The following is a 16,395-nucleotide window of genomic DNA, read 5'->3' as shown; positions in this document are numbered from 1 at the left end:
TTTTTTGTCATCCCAAGGAAGTTGCGCCATTTTGTTTGACGTATTTGCGCCGATATAGTAAAATATAAAGGTATTTATATATTTATCCAACGAAGTAAAGGAGCGGATGGCGTCGATGGAGGCTGATGTACAGGCCTTGGATGACGAATTGCAGAGAAATCCTTTCGATCAGTTTATGGATTTCCACGTCATTGCAGCAGATAAACAACTGACGGTGTTAGAGTTTCAAAACAAAGGGACGAAATGGGATAATCCCAACGGCACCTTGTACGGCGGCGTCCTGTATTCCATGTCGGCTTCCGCGATGGAAACGGCCTGCGCCGTGTATGGAAAAGCCGTGCTCACGTTGGATTTGTCCATGAATTTTCTTCGTCCTGCTTTTTCCAATACGGTCATCCGCGCTGAAACGCGGGTCATTCACAACGGCCATACGACGATGGTTGCCTTGTGCGACCTGTATGACAACAACGACCGGTATTTAGCTCATGGAAAGGGCACGTTTTTTGTAACCGGACCCTATGCGTTTGGAGGTGGAGAGGGACATGACCGCTGATAAACCCATAGATGTAGATGTGAACGCAGAGCTGCAGAGACGGCTTAGCCGCATTTATTCAGATATGCGGGACCCGAAGCACTATTTTAAAAATCTTCCCTGCAAGATCGAAGATTTCGCCGAAGGTTGGGTGCGTCTTAAATTTGAAATTACGCCGAATCTATGCAATTACCGGGGCATCGCCTCGGGCGGCGTTTTGGCTGCGTTCTGCGATACCCTGATGGGTATGGCGAGCCGTACGCTGGGCTACAAGGTTACGACGCTGGAGATTAATATGAATTATATCCGCCGCGTCAATTCCGGCGAAAGCCTGAACGGCGTCGGCCAGGTCGTTCATCACGGCGGCAAGACGATCGTCGTCGAATGCGAATGTTTTAACGAACAGGGTGCAGTCGTCGTCAAGGGACGGTCTTCTTTTTATATCATTGGCATGCTTTAACTAACGTAAAAAATAAGGAAGGTTGGTCAGTACAATGGATTTTGCTTATAACGACGAACAAAAGGAACTTATCAGAGTCGTCCGCGATTTAGTAGAAAAGGAAATCGTTCCCTACGCTTCCGAAATGGATGAAACGGGGAAACTGCACGAAGGCCTGTTGGAAAAATTGGCCGCCCAGGGTCTGTTGGGCGTAGCAATTCCGGAAGAATTCGGCGGCGCCGGCTTAGATGCCGTTACGATTGCCGGTATTTATGAAGAGCTGGGCAAGGGCTGCGCCGGCGTAGCTACGACGGTCGCCGCCAACGCGTTGGCTTCCTACCCGGTTATCATCGCTGGCAACGACGACCAGAAAAAACGGTATTTTGATATCATCAACCAGGATAATTTGGCAGCCTTCGCCTTGACCGAACCGGGCACGGGCTCCGACGCCGGTTCCGTATCGACCCGCGCCGTCAAGACTGAAGACGGCAAGGGCTATATCCTGAACGGCACGAAATGCTTTATTACGAACGGCGCCTTGGCCGAAGTCTTCGTCGTATTCGCCAATACGCGCAAGACTGGCGGCGTCCGCGGCCTGACGGCATTCATCGTCCGCAAGGGTACGCCGGGCTTTACGATCGGCAAGGAAGAAAATAAGATGGGTATCCGCGCTTCCAATACGACGGAACTCATTTTCCAGGACTGCTTCGTCCCCGTGGAAGACCGTCTCGGCCGCGAAGGCCAGGGCTTCCGCATTGCCATGAACACCCTCGATGCGGCTCGTCCCTTCGTCGGCGCCGTTTCCGTCGGCATTGCTGAAGCTGCCTTCCGCGCCTGCTGCGAATACGCTAAGGTCCGCGTGCAGTTTGACAAGCCCATCGCTTCGTTCCAGATGGTACAGAGCATGATTGCCGACATGGCCATGCAGATCGAAGGCGCCCGCCTGCTGGTACACCGCGCCTGCTGGATGAAGGATCAGGGTATGGAATTCAGCCGCGAAGCGGCCATTGCCAAATGCAACGCTTCCGACGTGGCAATGCGCGTTACGACCGACGCCGTACAGGTTATGGGCGGCTACGGATATATCAAGGAATATCCTGTCGAAAAATACATGCGCGACGCTAAGATCATGCAGATTTACGAAGGCACGAACCAAATTCAGCGTTTGGTTATTGCAAATAAGACGTTATATTGATACAATATATACGTTACAGCCCCGCATAGGGTATTATGGCGATGAGAAAGAGAGACTGGATTTGCAGCCGGTTACAGGAAGTGAGAGCCGTCGATTGAGAGCTTTCACCCGGAGGATTCAGGACGTTCACTTTCGAGCTTCCTGCTGAACAGAGTAGGCAGGACGGGTATTCCCGTTACAGAATGCGAGAGACACAATTAGGGTGGTACCGCGGAATTAAAACTTTCGCCCCTGCATGGGGCGGAAGTTTTTTTATTTGTATTAGAGGAGGAATATATCAATGACGATGATCAGCGATAAGATTGAAGCTATCAAAGCGGCAGTAGACGAACAAATAGCCAAGAGCGAAGCTCTGCAGGACGTGCAGAACATACGCGTCAAATACTTGGGCAAAAAAGGCGAGCTGACGTCTATTATGAAGGATTTAAAAAATCTTTCCAAGGAAGAACGGCCTCAGGTCGGCCAGCTTGTCAATACGGCCCGGGGCATCATTGAAGACCATTTGAAGGCTCGTATGGAAGAACTCAAGGAAAAATCCCTGGAAATGAAAATCCAGTCGGAAAAAATAGATATTACCCTGCCGGGCAGAAAGCCTGTCATGGGTCACGAGCATCCCCTTCATTTGACGCGCCGTCTCATGGAACAGTCCTTCCTGAACATGGGCTTTTCCATCGTAGAAGGCCCGGACATCGAATCGGATTATTACAATTTCCAAAGCCTGAACCTGCCGGAAGACCATCCGGCCCGGGATATGCAGGATTCTATGTACGTAACGCAGAACATCCTGCTCCGGACTCATACGTCGCCGCTGGAAGCGCGGACGCTGCAGGCTCATAAACCAAACGAACCGTTTAAAATCATCGCGCCGGGCAAGGTATACCGCTGCGACTACGACGCAACCCATTCGCCTGTATTCCATCAGATGGAAGGCATGATCGTCGACAAGGGCATCCGTTTCTCCGACTTGAAGGGCATGCTGGAAGACTTCCTGCGCGACATCTTTGGCCCGCAGACAAAGGTCCGCTTCCGCGCCAGCTATTTCCCCTTTACGGAACCGAGCGCCGAAGTCGACATTTCCTGCGTCATGTGCGGCGGCAAGGGCTGCCGCGTCTGCTCGCACACGGGCTGGCTGGAAATCCTCGGCTGCGGCATGACCAACTTTGAAGTGCTCCGCATGAACGGCTATGACCCCAATCAGGTCAGCGCCTTCGCCTTCGGCATGGGCGTCGAACGCATTGCCATGCTGAAATACGGAATCGACGACTTGCGCCTGTTCTATGAAAACGACATGCGGTTCTTGAACCAGTTCTAGGAGGTACGAAAACGATGAAAAGCTCTTTGTTATGGATGCAGGATTATGTACATGTAGATATGACGCAGGACCCTCAGGCCTTTGCCGATACGCTCACCATTTCGGGGATTCCTGTCGAACAGGTAGAACACTGGGGGACGGAAATCAAAAAGGTCGTCACCGGCAAGATTTTGAAAATTGATAAGCACCCCGACGCCGATAAATTAGTCGTCTGCCAAATCGACGTAGGCAGTGAAACGCTGCAGATCGTCACGGGCGCTCCCAACGTGCGGGAAGGGCAGATCGTTCCCGTCGCCGTCCACGGCGCTCATCTTCCCGGCGGCGTCAAGATCAAGCGCTCCAAGCTGCGCGGCGTAGAATCGAACGGCATGCTCTGCTCGGCTCACGAACTGGGATTTGACGACAGCGTGCTCCTGCCGGAAGAACGGAACGGCATTTGGATTTTGCCGGACGACACGCCCGTAGGCGTCGACGCTGTAGAATATCTGGCCCTGCAGGACGTCGTATACGAATACGAATTGACGCCGAACCGCGCCGATTGCTTCTCCATGGTCGGCCTGAGCCGTGAATTTGCCGTACTGAGCAATCAGGAAGCCAAATATCCGGATATCGTCGTCGACGAATGCGAAGAATCCATCAGCGGAAAGGTCAAGGTTTCCATCGAAGACGAAGAACTGTGCAGCCGCTATGCCGCTCGTCTGCTGGTCAACGTCAAGGTCGGCAAATCGCCCTTATGGATGCAGCAGCGCCTGCGCAAGTCCGGCGTTCGTCCGATCAACAACGTCGTCGATGTGACGAACTACGTCATGATCGAGCTGGGCATACCCCTGCATGCATATGACTACGACCACGTTGTCGACCATCACCTCATCGCACGGCGGGCCAAGGAAGGCGAAGATATGAAGACCCTTGACGGCGTCGACCGCAAGCTCAGCGGCAACATGCTGGTCATTGCCGACCCGGCGAAGCCGTGCTGCATCGCCGGCATCATGGGCGGCTATGACTCGGAAGTCACAGCCGATACGAAGACGGTTATCCTCGAATGCGCTTCCTTCAAAGGGTCGAGTATCCGTCACACCGGCCGGTCCCTCGGCCTGCGCTCTGAAGCGTCGGCCCGTTTTGAACGGGGCCTCGACGCCGAAGGCTGCATTGCATCCCTCGACCGCTGTGCCCAGCTCCTGCAGCAGATGGGCGCCTGCGACGTAGCCCAGGGCGTCGTCGATGTGTATCCTCGGCCGCAGCAGACAGTCCGCATTTCCTTTACGGCTGCCCAGGTCAACGCCTTCCTCGGCACGGAGATTCCGGAGGAACAGATGATTCATATCCTGGAAACGCTCCAGTTCGTTATCGAAAAAGACGGCGAAACGCTGACGGCTGTCGTTCCGTCTTATCGCCGCGACTGCACGGAAATGCCGGACATCGCCGAAGAAGTCGCCCGTATTTTCGGTTATGAAAACATTCCTTCGACGCGCCCCTGGTCCAACATCAGCAAAGGGGAAGAAGGCTATCACCATCAGGTAAGCGAAAAAGTCTCGGCCGTCCTCAACGGCTGCGGCTTGAACGAAACGGTTACCTTCAGCTTCGTTCATCCCGACTCGCTGAAAAAAATGCTCTTCCCCGAAGGGGACGACGTATACAAAGCCGTTCCGATTCTCAACCCGATTACGGAAGAATTCCCGTGGATGCGCACGACCTTGCTGCCGTCCCTCATGGACGTCCTCGTACGCAATCAGGCCGTAAAGAACGAATCGGTCGGCATTTATGAAATCGCTCCGGTCTATAAGCCGAAATCGCTGCCCATTACGGAGCTGCCCGTACAGGAAATGTACGCTGCAGGCCTCCTGTACGGCAAGCGTCAGACCGGCGAATGGCCGAACAAAGCGGAACAGTACGATTTCTACGACATAAAGGGCATCGTGGAAACGATTCTTTCCAGCCTGGGTATTCAGGCCGACTTGGAAGTATCTGATTTCGCGCCCCTCCATCCGGGCAAGGCGGCGAAATTCGTCAAGGACGGCAAGGTGCTTTGCCAGTTCGGCGAGCTTCATCCGAAGGTCATCGACAACTACGACGTAGCCGGACCGGTATACGTCTTTGAAATGAATTTGACTGATATCCTGCCGCTCATCAACCTGATTCCGGATTACCACAAGGTCGCCAAGTTCCCGGCGTCGAGCCGCGATTTGGCCTTCCTGGCTCCGATCGGCACGTCCAACGCCGACATCATCGGCGTCATTCAGAAGGACGGCGGCCCGTACCTCGAAGCGGTGCACCTCTTTGATATGTACACGGGCAAACAGGTACCGAAGGGATTCAAGAGCCTGGCATATTCCCTCGTATTCCGTTCGGAAACGGGGACATTGACGGACAGCGATATTCAGGGTCCTATCGACGCGATCATTGCAGAATTGAAAGAAACGCTCGGCTGCGAACTGCGGTAAGACGCACAGCGGCATAGCGGACAGTAGGAGACGGCAGGGAGGCAGAACTTTGAAAGTCAAAGGCCCGCCCAGCCTGTCTCCTACTTTTATATTGTAAAAAAAGTAAACTTGTGGTATGATGTAGAGCGTAATATGGTAATTTAGAGATAAATTAGGGCTTTTGGGCCCATGAGGAGGACATAGTTAGAATGAACGTAACAGTTAACGAAGTAGACCAGCACAAAGTAACCCTGCACATTGAAGTGCCTGCAAAAGACGCTTCGAAAGCGGCTGCAGCAGCTTGCAAAAACTTGGCAAACCGCGTAAATATCCCCGGTTTCCGCAGAGGCAAAGCACCGCGCATGGTGCTGGAAAGCTTCTTGGGCAAAGACGCTGTGAAACAGGAAATCTTCGAAGCCATTGCCAATAAAGCGTACAGCGACGCATTGAAAGAAAAAGACATCGTTCCCGTAACGGACCCTGAAATCAACGTCATCTGCGATGAAAAGGGCAAGGACGTCGTATTCGAAGCTACGATTACGAAAAAGCCGGAAGTCAAGCTCGGCGAATACAAGGGCATCAAAGTCGCTAAAGACGTCGTTGCCGTAAGCGACGAAGACGTAGCGAAAGAATTGGCTAACCTGCAGAAGCAGCACTCCAAGCTCGTCGTAGCTCCGGAAGGAACGGAAATCGCAAAAGACGACTTTGCCGTTATCGATTTCAAGGGCACCGTCGACGGCGTAGCTTTTGAAGGCGGCGAAGGCAAGGCCTATCCGCTGCAGATCGGCTCGGGCAGCTTCATCCCCGGCTTTGAAGACCAGCTCATCGGCTGCAAGGCAGGCGACGAAAAAGACGTAACCGTCACGTTCCCCGAAGATTACTTTGAAAAATCCCTGGCTGGCAAGGAAGCCGTTTTCGCCGTTAAGGTCAACGACGTAAAACGCAGCGAGCTGCCGGCTATTAACGACGAATTTGCAAAGGAAGCGGGCAAATTCGATACGGTCGACGAATTGAAGGCCGACATCCGCAAACGCCTCGAATCGAGAGCTTCCTTCCAGGCTTTGGAAAAATTCAATTCCGAAGTATTAAAGACTGCCGTCAACGCTGCAGAAGTAGACATTCCCCAGGTCATGATCGACGACAAGATCGACCAGATGATCGAAGAACTGTCCATGAAATTGGAAACGCAGCGCATGAACCTTGACGATTACCTCAAATACATGGGCCAGGATATGGACAAACTGAAAGAACAGTATGCCGAACCGGCCAAAGAAAACGTCAAGATGGACCTCGTATTGGAAGCTATCGCCAAAGCTGAAAACATCGAAGTAAAGGATATCGATCTCCAGGCCGAAATCATCACGATGGCTCAGAACTTCGGCGCCGATCCGAAAGAAGTTTACAAAATTATTATGAAAGAACATCGCGTTCCGATGCTTGTCCAGTCTGTCGGCCGCAAAAAGGCCGCAAGCTTCATCTTGAAGAATGCTGTCGATACAAACGAAGAAGCAAAAGCTGAAGAACCTGCCGTAGAACAGGTAACGGCTGAAGACAAACCGGAAGCGTAATTTCCGGAGGTGTTTTTATGAGTATGTATGTCCCCATTGTCGTCGAACAGACGGCGCAGGGCGAACGGAGCTACGATATTTATTCCCGTTTGCTCAAAGACCGCATTGTATTTTTAGGCGGTCCCATTGACGATACGACGGCTAACATCATTATCGCCCAGCTGTTATTCCTGGAAGCCGATAACCCGGATAAGGATATCCACCTGTACATCAACAGCCCCGGCGGCGTAGTCACGGCCGGCATGGCTATTTATGATACGATGCAGTATATTAAGCCTGACGTGTCGACTATCTGCGTCGGCTCGGCGGCGAGCATGGCGTCGGTCCTGCTGGCTGCCGGCGCGAAGGGCAAGCGGTTTGCCCTGCCCCATTCGCAGGTCATGATTCATCAGCCCTTAGGCGGCGTTCAGGGACAGGCTACAGAAATCGAAATCCACGCCCGCGAAATTCTGCGCATGCGCAAGGAATTGAACGGCCTGTTGTCCAAGCACACGGGACAGCCCATAGACGTCATTCAGAAGGATACGGATCGGGATAACTTCATGACAGCCGAAGACGCCAAAGCCTACGGCCTTGTCGACGAAATTCTCGTCCGCCCTCACGAAGAAGCGAAATAACGGGCCATACAGGAGGAAGACGCTGTGAACGATAGAAATAACGAACCGAGATGCAGTTTCTGCGGCCGCTCGCAAAACGAGGTGCAGAAGCTGATCGCCGGTCCCGGCGTGTATATCTGCGACGAATGCATTGCCGTTGCCCAGCACATCTTGGAAGAAGAAAAGCAAGAAGTATCTTCTGACTTCCAACTGAAAGATCTGCCGACGCCGCGCCAAATCAAGGAGACGCTGGATGAATACGTCATCGGTCAGGAAGCGGCTAAAAAGACGTTGGCTGTCGCCGTATATAATCATTACAAACGACTGCAGACAAACAGTGTAGTAGAAGACGTAGAATTACAAAAATCCAATATCATCATGGTAGGGCCGACGGGCTGCGGTAAGACACTGCTGGCCCAGACCCTGGCCCGGCTGCTGGACGTGCCCTTTGCCATTGCCGACGCGACGAGCCTGACCGAAGCGGGGTACGTCGGCGAAGACGTAGAAAACTGCCTGCTCAAGCTGATTCAGGCGGCGGACTACGACATCGCCAAGGCCGAACGGGGCATTATCTACATCGACGAAATCGACAAGATTGCCCGCAAATCGGAAAACCCGTCCATTACGCGCGACGTATCGGGCGAAGGCGTGCAGCAGGCGCTGCTGAAAATCCTCGAAGGGACTGTGGCCGGCGTGCCGCCTCAGGGCGGGCGCAAGCATCCCCATCAGGAAATGCTGCAGATTGACACGACCAATATCCTGTTCATCTGCGGCGGCGCTTTCGACGGCATCGACAAGACCATTTTGAACCGGACGACGGATAAAAATATGGGCTTTGGCGCCGATATCCATTCGAAGGAAGAGCATTCCATGGAATCGCTCCTGAAGGAAATCATTCCGACGGACTTGCAGAAGTTCGGCCTCATTCCCGAATTGATCGGCCGTCTTCCCGTACTGGTCACGCTGAATCCTCTCGACGAAGAGGCAATGGTTCACATTTTGACGGAACCGAAGAACGCCTTGGTGAAGCAGTATCAGAAGATGCTGGATATGGACGACGTGGAGCTGGAATTTACTCCCGAAGCCCTGCAGGCTATTGCCAAGGAAGCCCTGCGCCGCAACACCGGCGCCCGCGGCCTTCGTTCCATCATCGAGCGGATCATGCTGGACGTCATGTTCGATGTGCCGAGCCGTCACGACGTGGAAAAATGCGTCGTAACGGAAGATTGCGTCACAAAAGGGACAGAGCCTGACCTTGTATTAAAACAGGTAAAATGATATAATATGGAAAGGCTCTGTCACAACAAATGGTTGATTTTGACGAGAAATAGCGTATAATAATAGTAAGAAACAGTACCACCGAAGGAGGTAATTGGATATGCCTACTATCAAAGACGCATTAGATATTATCGGTAAGTTGACTGTCGCAGAGCAGGAAAGCCTTAAAACAATGCTTTTAAGTCCTGCCTTTGTAAAGTCTTTGAATATTGAAGATTTCGTAGCAAAGGAACGCTTTGCAAATGGTCGTGTATGCCCTCTTTGTGGCTGTATCCATGTGGTTCGCAATGGTCATCGTAAAGATGGCACACAGCGATATGTATGTAAGGATTGTGGCAAGTCCTTCGTGATTGCTACGAACTCCATTGTGTCTGGTACAAGAAAAGACTTGTCCGTGTGGGAGCAGTACATTGATTGTATGATGAATGGCTTATCCATTCGTAAGACTGCTGTTGCTTGTGGGATTCACAGAAACACCGCATTCCTTTGGAGACACAAGATTTTGGATGCACTTCAGAATATGGCAGACGATGTTACCCTTGACGGCATTATTGAGGCTGACGAAACTTTTTTCGCCATCTCGTACAAGGGCAATCATAGCAAGAGTAAGACATTTGCTATGCCACGCAAGGCTCATAAGCGTGGTCATTCTACACATATCAGAGGCTTGTCCCAAGAAAAGGTATGTGTTCCTTGTGCGGTTAATAGGAATGGCTTGTCTATCTCCAAGATTACGAATACTGGTAGAGTTTCTACAAGAGATTTACATCATATTTATGATGGTAGGATTAAGACCAATTCCACTCTTGTTACGGACAAGATGAACTCCTATGTGAGATTTACAAATGCCAATGGCATTGACCTTGTGCAGTTAAAGACTGGCAAAGCCAAGAAAGGCATTTATAATATCCAACATATCAATAGCTACCATAGCCAGCTAAAGAGGTTTATGCGTGGCTTTAACGGTGTTTCTACCAAGTATCTGAACAACTATCTTGTGTGGAATAACCTTGTAAATTACGCCAAAGAAAGCGACATGGAGAAAAGGAACATCTTCTTAACTTTCGTTTTGGCAACATTGAAAACTGCTAAATGCAGAGATTTATCAAACAGACCAGCAGTTCCTCTGGTCGCCTAATTAGAATTTGTGGAGATGATAAGATGGTCAATATAACAGATGTAAAACAGATTCTTCAATTTGCAATAGATGCGGAGATTAAAGTCTTTCTTGATGGTGGCTGGGGTGTAGATGCTCTTCTTGGATATCAGTCAAGAGCCCATAATGATATTGACATTTTTGTAGAAAAGAACGATTATCAGAACTTTATAGAAATAATGAAAGCTAATGGCTTTTATGAGATTAAGATGGAATATACAACATTGAACCATACTGTATGGGAAGATTTGAAAAACAGAATTATTGATTTGCATTGTTTTGAATATACGGACGAAGGTGAAATTCTTTATGATGGGGATTGTTTTCCGGTAGAAACTTTTTCGGGTAAAGGAAGAATTGAGGAAATAGAGGTTTCCTGTATTGAACCATATAGTCAAGTAATGTTCCATCTGGGATACGAGTTTGATGAAAATGATGCACATGATGTGAAGTTATTGTGTGAGACACTTCATATCGAAATTCCAAATGAGTATAGATAACTGCAAATAACAGTTTGTAGGGGAGTTCTGATACTCCCCTATAAAAATGGCTATTTATCAACTGTTTGTTGTGACATAGCCTATGGAAATAAAACTCATTTCTCTCAGTCGGAAATGAGTTTTATTTTTAGACTAAAGAAGGTGATACATCATGGATGAAAATTCGATTTTAGCGATGCCCTTCGTTCCTTTGCGGGGCATTGTCGTATATCCGAAACTGCTCAGCCACATCGACATTGGCCGGGAAAAATCCCTGGCCGCCGTCGATTACGCCATGGAACATGACCGGCTGCTCGTCGTTTCGGCTCAAGTAGATGAAGAAGTAGACGACCCGGGCTTTGACGACGTGTACCAGTGCGGTACCCTGGTCAGGATTCAGCAACTTCTCCGCCTTCCTGGCGGGCTGGTGCGCATCCTTGTCGACGGGATTGACCGCGTGCAGCTCCAGGGCTTTTCTGAAAAGAAGAATTATCTGGAAGTAGCCGCTGTCAAGGTCGACGAAATTGAAGACGATTCTATAGAAGAAGAAGCGCTGCGCCGCGTCGTATTGAAGCAGTTTTCCGACTGGCTGGAAAACGTCCGCAACGGTGAAGAAATCCGAGAAAAGGCCAAGGCTATTGAAGAACCCGGCGCCGTGGCCGATTTTATCGTGTCTCAGCTGCCGCTGCGCCTCGTCGTGCGCCAGCAGATCTTGGAAATGGCCGAAGTCAAGGCCCGTCTGCGCCGCGTCATGATCCTCCTCGACACGGAAGTAGAAATTGCTAATCTGGAATCGTCTCTCAACATGGAAGTGCGGAGCAAGATGGACCAGCAGCAGAAGGAATACTACCTGCGGGAAAAGATCAAGGCCATTCACCGCGAATTAGGCGACAAGGTCGATAAGGATACGGAAACGCAGGAGCTGCGGGAAAAGATTCATAAGATGAAGCTGCCGAAAAAGATCGAAGAGCCTCTGCTCAAAGAAGTGGACCGCCTCGATTCTATGCCGCCTATGATGGCGGAATCAGCGATTATCCGCACCTATCTGGACTTGGCTCTGGAACTGCCCTGGAAAAAGGAAACGAAGGACCGCCTCGATTTGAAAGAGGCTCAGAGCGTCCTGGATGAAGACCACTACGGCCTGAAACAGGTCAAGGACCGCATTATTGAGTATTTGGCCGTCCGTCAGCTGACGCACAGCCTGAAAGGGCCCATTCTCTGTTTTGTCGGCCCTCCGGGTACCGGCAAAACGAGCATAGCCCGTTCGATTGCACGGGCTATGAACCGCAAGTACGTCCGCATTTCCTTAGGCGGCGTGCGGGATGAAGCGGAAATCAGAGGCCACCGCCGCACCTATATCGGCGCGATGCCCGGCCGCATCATCTCAGGCCTCAAGCAAGCCGGCGTCAAGAACCCCGTATTCCTCCTTGACGAAATCGACAAGATGACGTCGGATATGCGCGGCGACCCGTCGTCGGCCCTTCTCGAAGTATTGGACCCGGAACAGAACAATTCCTTCGCCGACCATTACCTCGATATTCCCTTCGATTTGTCCAAGGTCTTCTGGATTACGACGGCCAACGTCGTCAGCGATATTCCCCGGCCGCTCCTGGACCGCATGGAAATTATCGAATTTACGAGCTATACGGAAGAAGAAAAGGTACAGATCGCCAAACAGTACCTCGTGCCGAAGCAGCTCAAGGAAAACGGCCTCAAGGCCAGCCAGGCCCGCTTCTCCGAGGCCGTCTTGAAGACGATTATCCAGGGGTATACGCGCGAATCGGGCGTCCGCACTCTGGAAAAGACCATCGGCGCCGTATGCCGCAAGGTAGGCAAGTCGATTTTGCTGGAAGAAGCGCCGCTGACGGTTTCGATGAAAAATCTCCAGACGATTCTCGGCCCGGTTAAATATTTGCCGACGAAGGTCAACAAGGCCGACGAAGTCGGCATCGTCACAGGGCTGGCCTGGACGCAGGTCGGCGGCGAAGTACTGGAAACGGAAGCCGTCGCCGTCAAGGGCAAGGGCAGCCTGCTGCTGACGGGACAGCTTGGCGACGTCATGAAGGAATCGGCTGAAGCCGGTATGACCTACATCCGCCGCCGCGCCGGCGAGCTGGGGCTGCCGGAAGATTTCTATTCTCATTTGGATTTGCACATCCATCTGCCTGAAGGAGCGATTCCAAAGGACGGGCCGTCGGCGGGCATTACGATGGCTACAGCCCTGGCCTCGGCCCTGACAGGTAAAGCCGTACGGCACGACGTGGCCATGACCGGCGAAATCACCTTGCGGGGCACGGTTCTTCCCGTCGGGGGAATCAAGGAGAAGGTCATTGCGGCTCATCGGGCCGGCATCAAAAAGATTTTGCTGCCGGAAGAGAATAAGCGCGATATGGACGACGTGCCTCAGTCGGTAAAGGACGACGTGACCTTTGTATTTGTACATCATATGGATGAAGTATTAGAACAGGCATTGGTGAACTCATAATGGCAAAGAGCTTGCAAATAATCAATCCGAAATATACGGCGTCGGCTGTCCGCAAGGATCAGTATCCCGACAGCGGTTTGCCGGAAATCGCCTTTTTAGGCCGTTCCAACGTAGGGAAGTCGAGCCTCATCAACTCTCTGTGCAACTACCGCGGCCTGGCCCGGGTCAGCGGCGAACCGGGAAAAACGCAGACCATCAACTACTTCAGCGTCGAGCTGCGGGAAAAAGACGGCGAAGCGATTCGCCGCACGCCCTTTTTCCTCGTCGACTTGCCGGGATACGGCTTTGCCCGGACTGGCGGCCAAAAGCGGCAGATGTGGAGCGACTTTATCGGCGAATACGTCACCCAGTCGCCTCACCTGGTCATGCTGTGCCTGCTCGTCGACCTGCGCCATCCCGGACTGGATATCGACCGGCAGGCCTATCAATGGCTGTCGGAACATGGCGTTCCCCTGCAAATTGTCGGGACGAAGGCCGATAAGCTGAAGGCCAGTGAAAAAAGAAAAAATATGATAATGCTCAAACAGATCTTTCCGACGGGCCATGACGCCGTTGTCCACTCTTCCTTGAAGAAGGAAGGCAGCGCAGCGTTGTTAGAACGCATCCTCATGAGCCTGGACGAAGCGAGCAGCCTTCCGTGATGCCGCAGGCATTGCGTACATCCGGCGTCCTATTGCGGCGCCGGATGTTTTTTATAAGGCCGAAGCGGCAGCAAAGCCGCCTGTTATATCGAGTTTTACAGTAATTTACTGGAAAAACGGGGGCGTTTTTGCTATAATAAATTAGATAAAGCAGCTGTTCATCAGATGAAAAATTAAAAAACGTATGCAGCATATCGCAACCGGTAATTCGTAAACGGCAGATTACCGGTTCTATACTTTGTAAGTTTTGGCAGTACGTTGGTAGGGATGGTATAGTTAATGATGAGACTTTTTGAGGGGAAAGCCCGGAAGCTCCTGTCCATTGTCGTTCCTGTATACAATGAACAATTAAACATTGAGAAGTTTTATACAGAAGCGACAAAGGCAGTTCAGAATCTGGACATGGAATATGAAATTATATTTGTCGACGACGGATCCAGGGATGCGACGCCGCTGCTGCTCAGCCGGCTGACGCAGCAGGACGAGCACGTGCGTGCGCTTTTGCTGGCCCGTAATTTTGGTCATCAGCTGGCCATTACCTGCGGCATGGATCACGCCAGGGGCGACGCCATCGTCACGATGGACGGCGACCTGCAGCATCCGCCGGAAATGATTCCTCAGCTGGTTCAGTATTGGCGGGAAGGCTACGACGTCGTGCAGACGATACGCAAGGACACAAAGGGCGTAGGCTTTCTCAAGCGGCAGACGTCCAAGTGGTATTACCGCCTGCTGAACGCCCTGTCACCGGTGCACATCGCGCCGGGCGGCTCTGATTTCCGCCTCATCGACAAGCGCGTGCTGGCGACGTTTAAGCTGTTTCGGGAGCACGACCGGTTTATCCGGGGAATGATTGACGACATCGGCTACAAGCAGAAGACCGTCGACTTTGTAGCGCCGCCGCGGTTTGCCGGCAAATCGAAATTTTCCGTGCGGAAAATGCTGCACTTTGCCTTAGACGGCATCATGGCCTATTCGAAGATACCGCTGCGCATATCCTTTTACGCCGGCTTGGTCAGCGCCTTTTTGAGCGTCCTTATCATACTGCACGCCCTGTATTCCAGCGCCGTCGGCTCGGCTGCGCCGGGATGGACGACAGTCATCGTCGTCATCTGCATCTTAGGGGCCCTTCAGCTCATGTTTATCGGCATCGTAGGCGAATATATAGGCCGTATTTTTGAAGAAGTAAAGCAGCGTCCCCTCTATTGGCTGCGGGCCGAGCTGGGCGGACGCGGCGAACCAGAGGAACGCAACCGATAGTAGTCGAATCCTCACGGGGTACGGAACGGCCGGGCCGTTTCGGAGACGGAAAGGAGCTTGTATGCGAAACGAAATAAAACGGATATGGATATTGGCCGCCGTGCTGGCTGCCATGGCTCTTCCTGTTGGAGCCGCCGATTATTACGCCGTAGGCGATAAGGGCGGCGACGTGCTGCTTCTTCAGAAGCAGCTGATCAAGCGGGGCTACGACGTCGAAGCCGACGGCGTATTTTCCAAGGATATGGCCAAAGCCGTATCTAAATTCCAGAAGGATCAGAAAATACAGGTCAGCGGCAAGGTCGGCGGCTGGACGTACTATCTTCTGACGGGCAAACGGACTCTCATGCCGAAGGACAGCGGCTCCAAAGCCGTACAGAAGCCGGCAAAGAGCAAGAAGAAGCCTGTCAAAAAGGCCAAGGCTAAAAAGGCCGACAAGACGTCCAAGCTGAAGTATACGAAGCTGAAAAGCCTCAAGGGCTCCGACCACATCGGCCATCAGCTCGTTGATTCGGCGTACCAGTACATCGGCGTGCCCTATGTGTTCGGCGGCAATACGCCTAAGGGCTTCGATTGCTCCGGCTTTACGAAATACGTCTTTTCCCACAACGGCATTGAATTGCCGCGCATGGCTGACGAGCAGTACCGCATGGGGTTCCGCGTGCGGAAAAACGAGCTCATACCGGGCGATTTGGTTTTCTTTACGACATATGAGCCGGGCGTGTCCCACACGGGTATTTACGTCGGCGACGGCAACTTCATCAGCGCGACGAGCAGCGGCGGTATCCGCGTAGACAGCCTGAAAAGCGGCTACTGGTCCGAACGCTATATCGGCGCCAAACGGGTCAGATAAATAGAATACGATGGCTAGCAAGAGGCCCTTCCTCCGGCGGCGTCCCAGGAGCGGCTTCTGCTAGCCATTCCTTATAATGAAAAATTTGTAAAAATAAGTGAAAAATATAAGGGAAAAGGTTGCCCAACGAGGGCAAATAAGCGTATAATTTTTCCATATGAAGAATACAGGAGAGTGTTGTTGATGA

Annotated in this window: 15 protein-coding genes; 14 read left to right on the top strand and 1 reads right to left on the bottom strand. The window is 51.9% G+C overall.

What is annotated here, in order from left to right:
* Nucleotides 1-115 precede the first annotated feature (115 nt).
* The 14 genes from DKB62_RS02420 (at nt 116) to DKB62_RS02355 (ending at nt 16,208) form a co-directional block, all read left to right on the top strand.
* Nucleotides 116-553, top strand: coding sequence for a PaaI family thioesterase (locus DKB62_RS02420; protein ID WP_095629360.1), 438 nt, complete (start codon nt 116-118; stop codon nt 551-553).
* Nucleotides 543-992, top strand: coding sequence for a PaaI family thioesterase (locus tag DKB62_RS02415; RefSeq protein WP_162860283.1), 450 nt, complete (start codon nt 543-545; stop codon nt 990-992). Before DKB62_RS02420 ends, DKB62_RS02415 begins: the two co-directional genes overlap by 11 nt.
* 34 nt (nt 993-1,026) lie before the next feature.
* Complete coding sequence (locus tag DKB62_RS02410; RefSeq protein ID WP_087477172.1) at nt 1,027-2,166, top strand: acyl-CoA dehydrogenase family protein; 1,140 nt, start codon at nt 1,027-1,029, stop codon at nt 2,164-2,166.
* 286 nt (nt 2,167-2,452) lie between these two features.
* A complete protein-coding gene (gene pheS, locus DKB62_RS02405; RefSeq protein WP_087477186.1) occupies nt 2,453-3,478 on the top strand; it encodes a phenylalanine--tRNA ligase subunit alpha in 1,026 nt (341 codons plus the stop codon).
* A 14-nt stretch (nt 3,479-3,492) separates the two neighbouring features.
* Nucleotides 3,493-5,919 carry a phenylalanine--tRNA ligase subunit beta gene (pheT, locus tag DKB62_RS02400; protein ID WP_107195669.1) on the top strand — a complete coding sequence of 809 codons (2,427 nt, stop codon included), beginning with the start codon at nt 3,493-3,495 and terminating at the stop codon, nt 5,917-5,919.
* Nucleotides 5,920-6,107: 188 nt separating this feature from the next.
* The gene (tig, locus tag DKB62_RS02395) at nt 6,108-7,466 is read left to right on the top strand and encodes a trigger factor (RefSeq protein ID WP_107195668.1); all 1,359 of its coding nucleotides are present in this window, start codon (nt 6,108-6,110) and stop codon (nt 7,464-7,466) included.
* A 23-nt stretch (nt 7,467-7,489) separates the two neighbouring features.
* Nucleotides 7,490-8,083, top strand: coding sequence for an ATP-dependent Clp endopeptidase proteolytic subunit ClpP (gene clpP, locus DKB62_RS02390; protein ID WP_369831699.1), 594 nt, complete (start codon nt 7,490-7,492; stop codon nt 8,081-8,083).
* A gap of 24 nt (nt 8,084-8,107) precedes the next feature.
* Nucleotides 8,108-9,340 (top strand): ATP-dependent Clp protease ATP-binding subunit ClpX, encoded by a 1,233-nt coding sequence (clpX, locus tag DKB62_RS02385; protein ID WP_087477168.1) that lies wholly within the window; start codon nt 8,108-8,110, stop codon nt 9,338-9,340.
* A 100-nt stretch (nt 9,341-9,440) separates the two neighbouring features.
* Nucleotides 9,441-10,478: an IS1595-like element ISSag10 family transposase gene (locus DKB62_RS02380; protein WP_002837184.1), complete on the top strand. Its 1,038-nt coding sequence runs from the start codon at nt 9,441-9,443 to the stop codon at nt 10,476-10,478.
* A 23-nt stretch (nt 10,479-10,501) separates the two neighbouring features.
* Entirely contained in the window at nt 10,502-10,996 is a 495-nt protein-coding gene (lnu(C), locus tag DKB62_RS02375) for a lincosamide nucleotidyltransferase Lnu(C) (protein WP_019543803.1), read from the top strand.
* A 151-nt stretch (nt 10,997-11,147) separates the two neighbouring features.
* Entirely contained in the window at nt 11,148-13,460 is a 2,313-nt protein-coding gene (lon, locus tag DKB62_RS02370; protein ID WP_107195855.1) for an endopeptidase La, read from the top strand.
* On the top strand, nt 13,460-14,101 hold the full coding sequence (yihA, locus tag DKB62_RS02365) for a ribosome biogenesis GTP-binding protein YihA/YsxC (RefSeq protein ID WP_107195856.1): 642 nt from the start codon (nt 13,460-13,462) through the stop codon (nt 14,099-14,101). Before lon ends, yihA begins: the two co-directional genes overlap by 1 nt.
* Nucleotides 14,102-14,383: 282 nt before the next feature.
* Nucleotides 14,384-15,358: a glycosyltransferase family 2 protein gene (locus tag DKB62_RS02360; protein WP_162860321.1), complete on the top strand. Its 975-nt coding sequence runs from the start codon at nt 14,384-14,386 to the stop codon at nt 15,356-15,358.
* A gap of 61 nt (nt 15,359-15,419) precedes the next feature.
* Entirely contained in the window at nt 15,420-16,208 is a 789-nt protein-coding gene (locus DKB62_RS02355) for a C40 family peptidase (RefSeq protein ID WP_095629353.1), read from the top strand.
* Here DKB62_RS02355 and DKB62_RS12515 read toward each other — a convergent pair.
* Entirely contained in the window at nt 16,201-16,365 is a 165-nt protein-coding gene (locus tag DKB62_RS12515; protein WP_162860282.1) for a hypothetical protein, read from the bottom strand. The two genes, DKB62_RS02355 and DKB62_RS12515, sit on opposite strands and share 8 nt — an antisense overlap.
* Between the last annotated feature and the right edge of the window lie 30 nt (nt 16,366-16,395).

The sequence above is a fragment of the Megasphaera stantonii genome (assembly GCF_003367905.1).
Taxonomy (GTDB): Bacteria; Bacillota; Negativicutes; order Veillonellales; family Megasphaeraceae; genus Megasphaera; species Megasphaera stantonii.
Note: the sequence above shows the minus strand (reverse complement) of the source record. Positions and strands in the feature narration are given on the sequence as shown.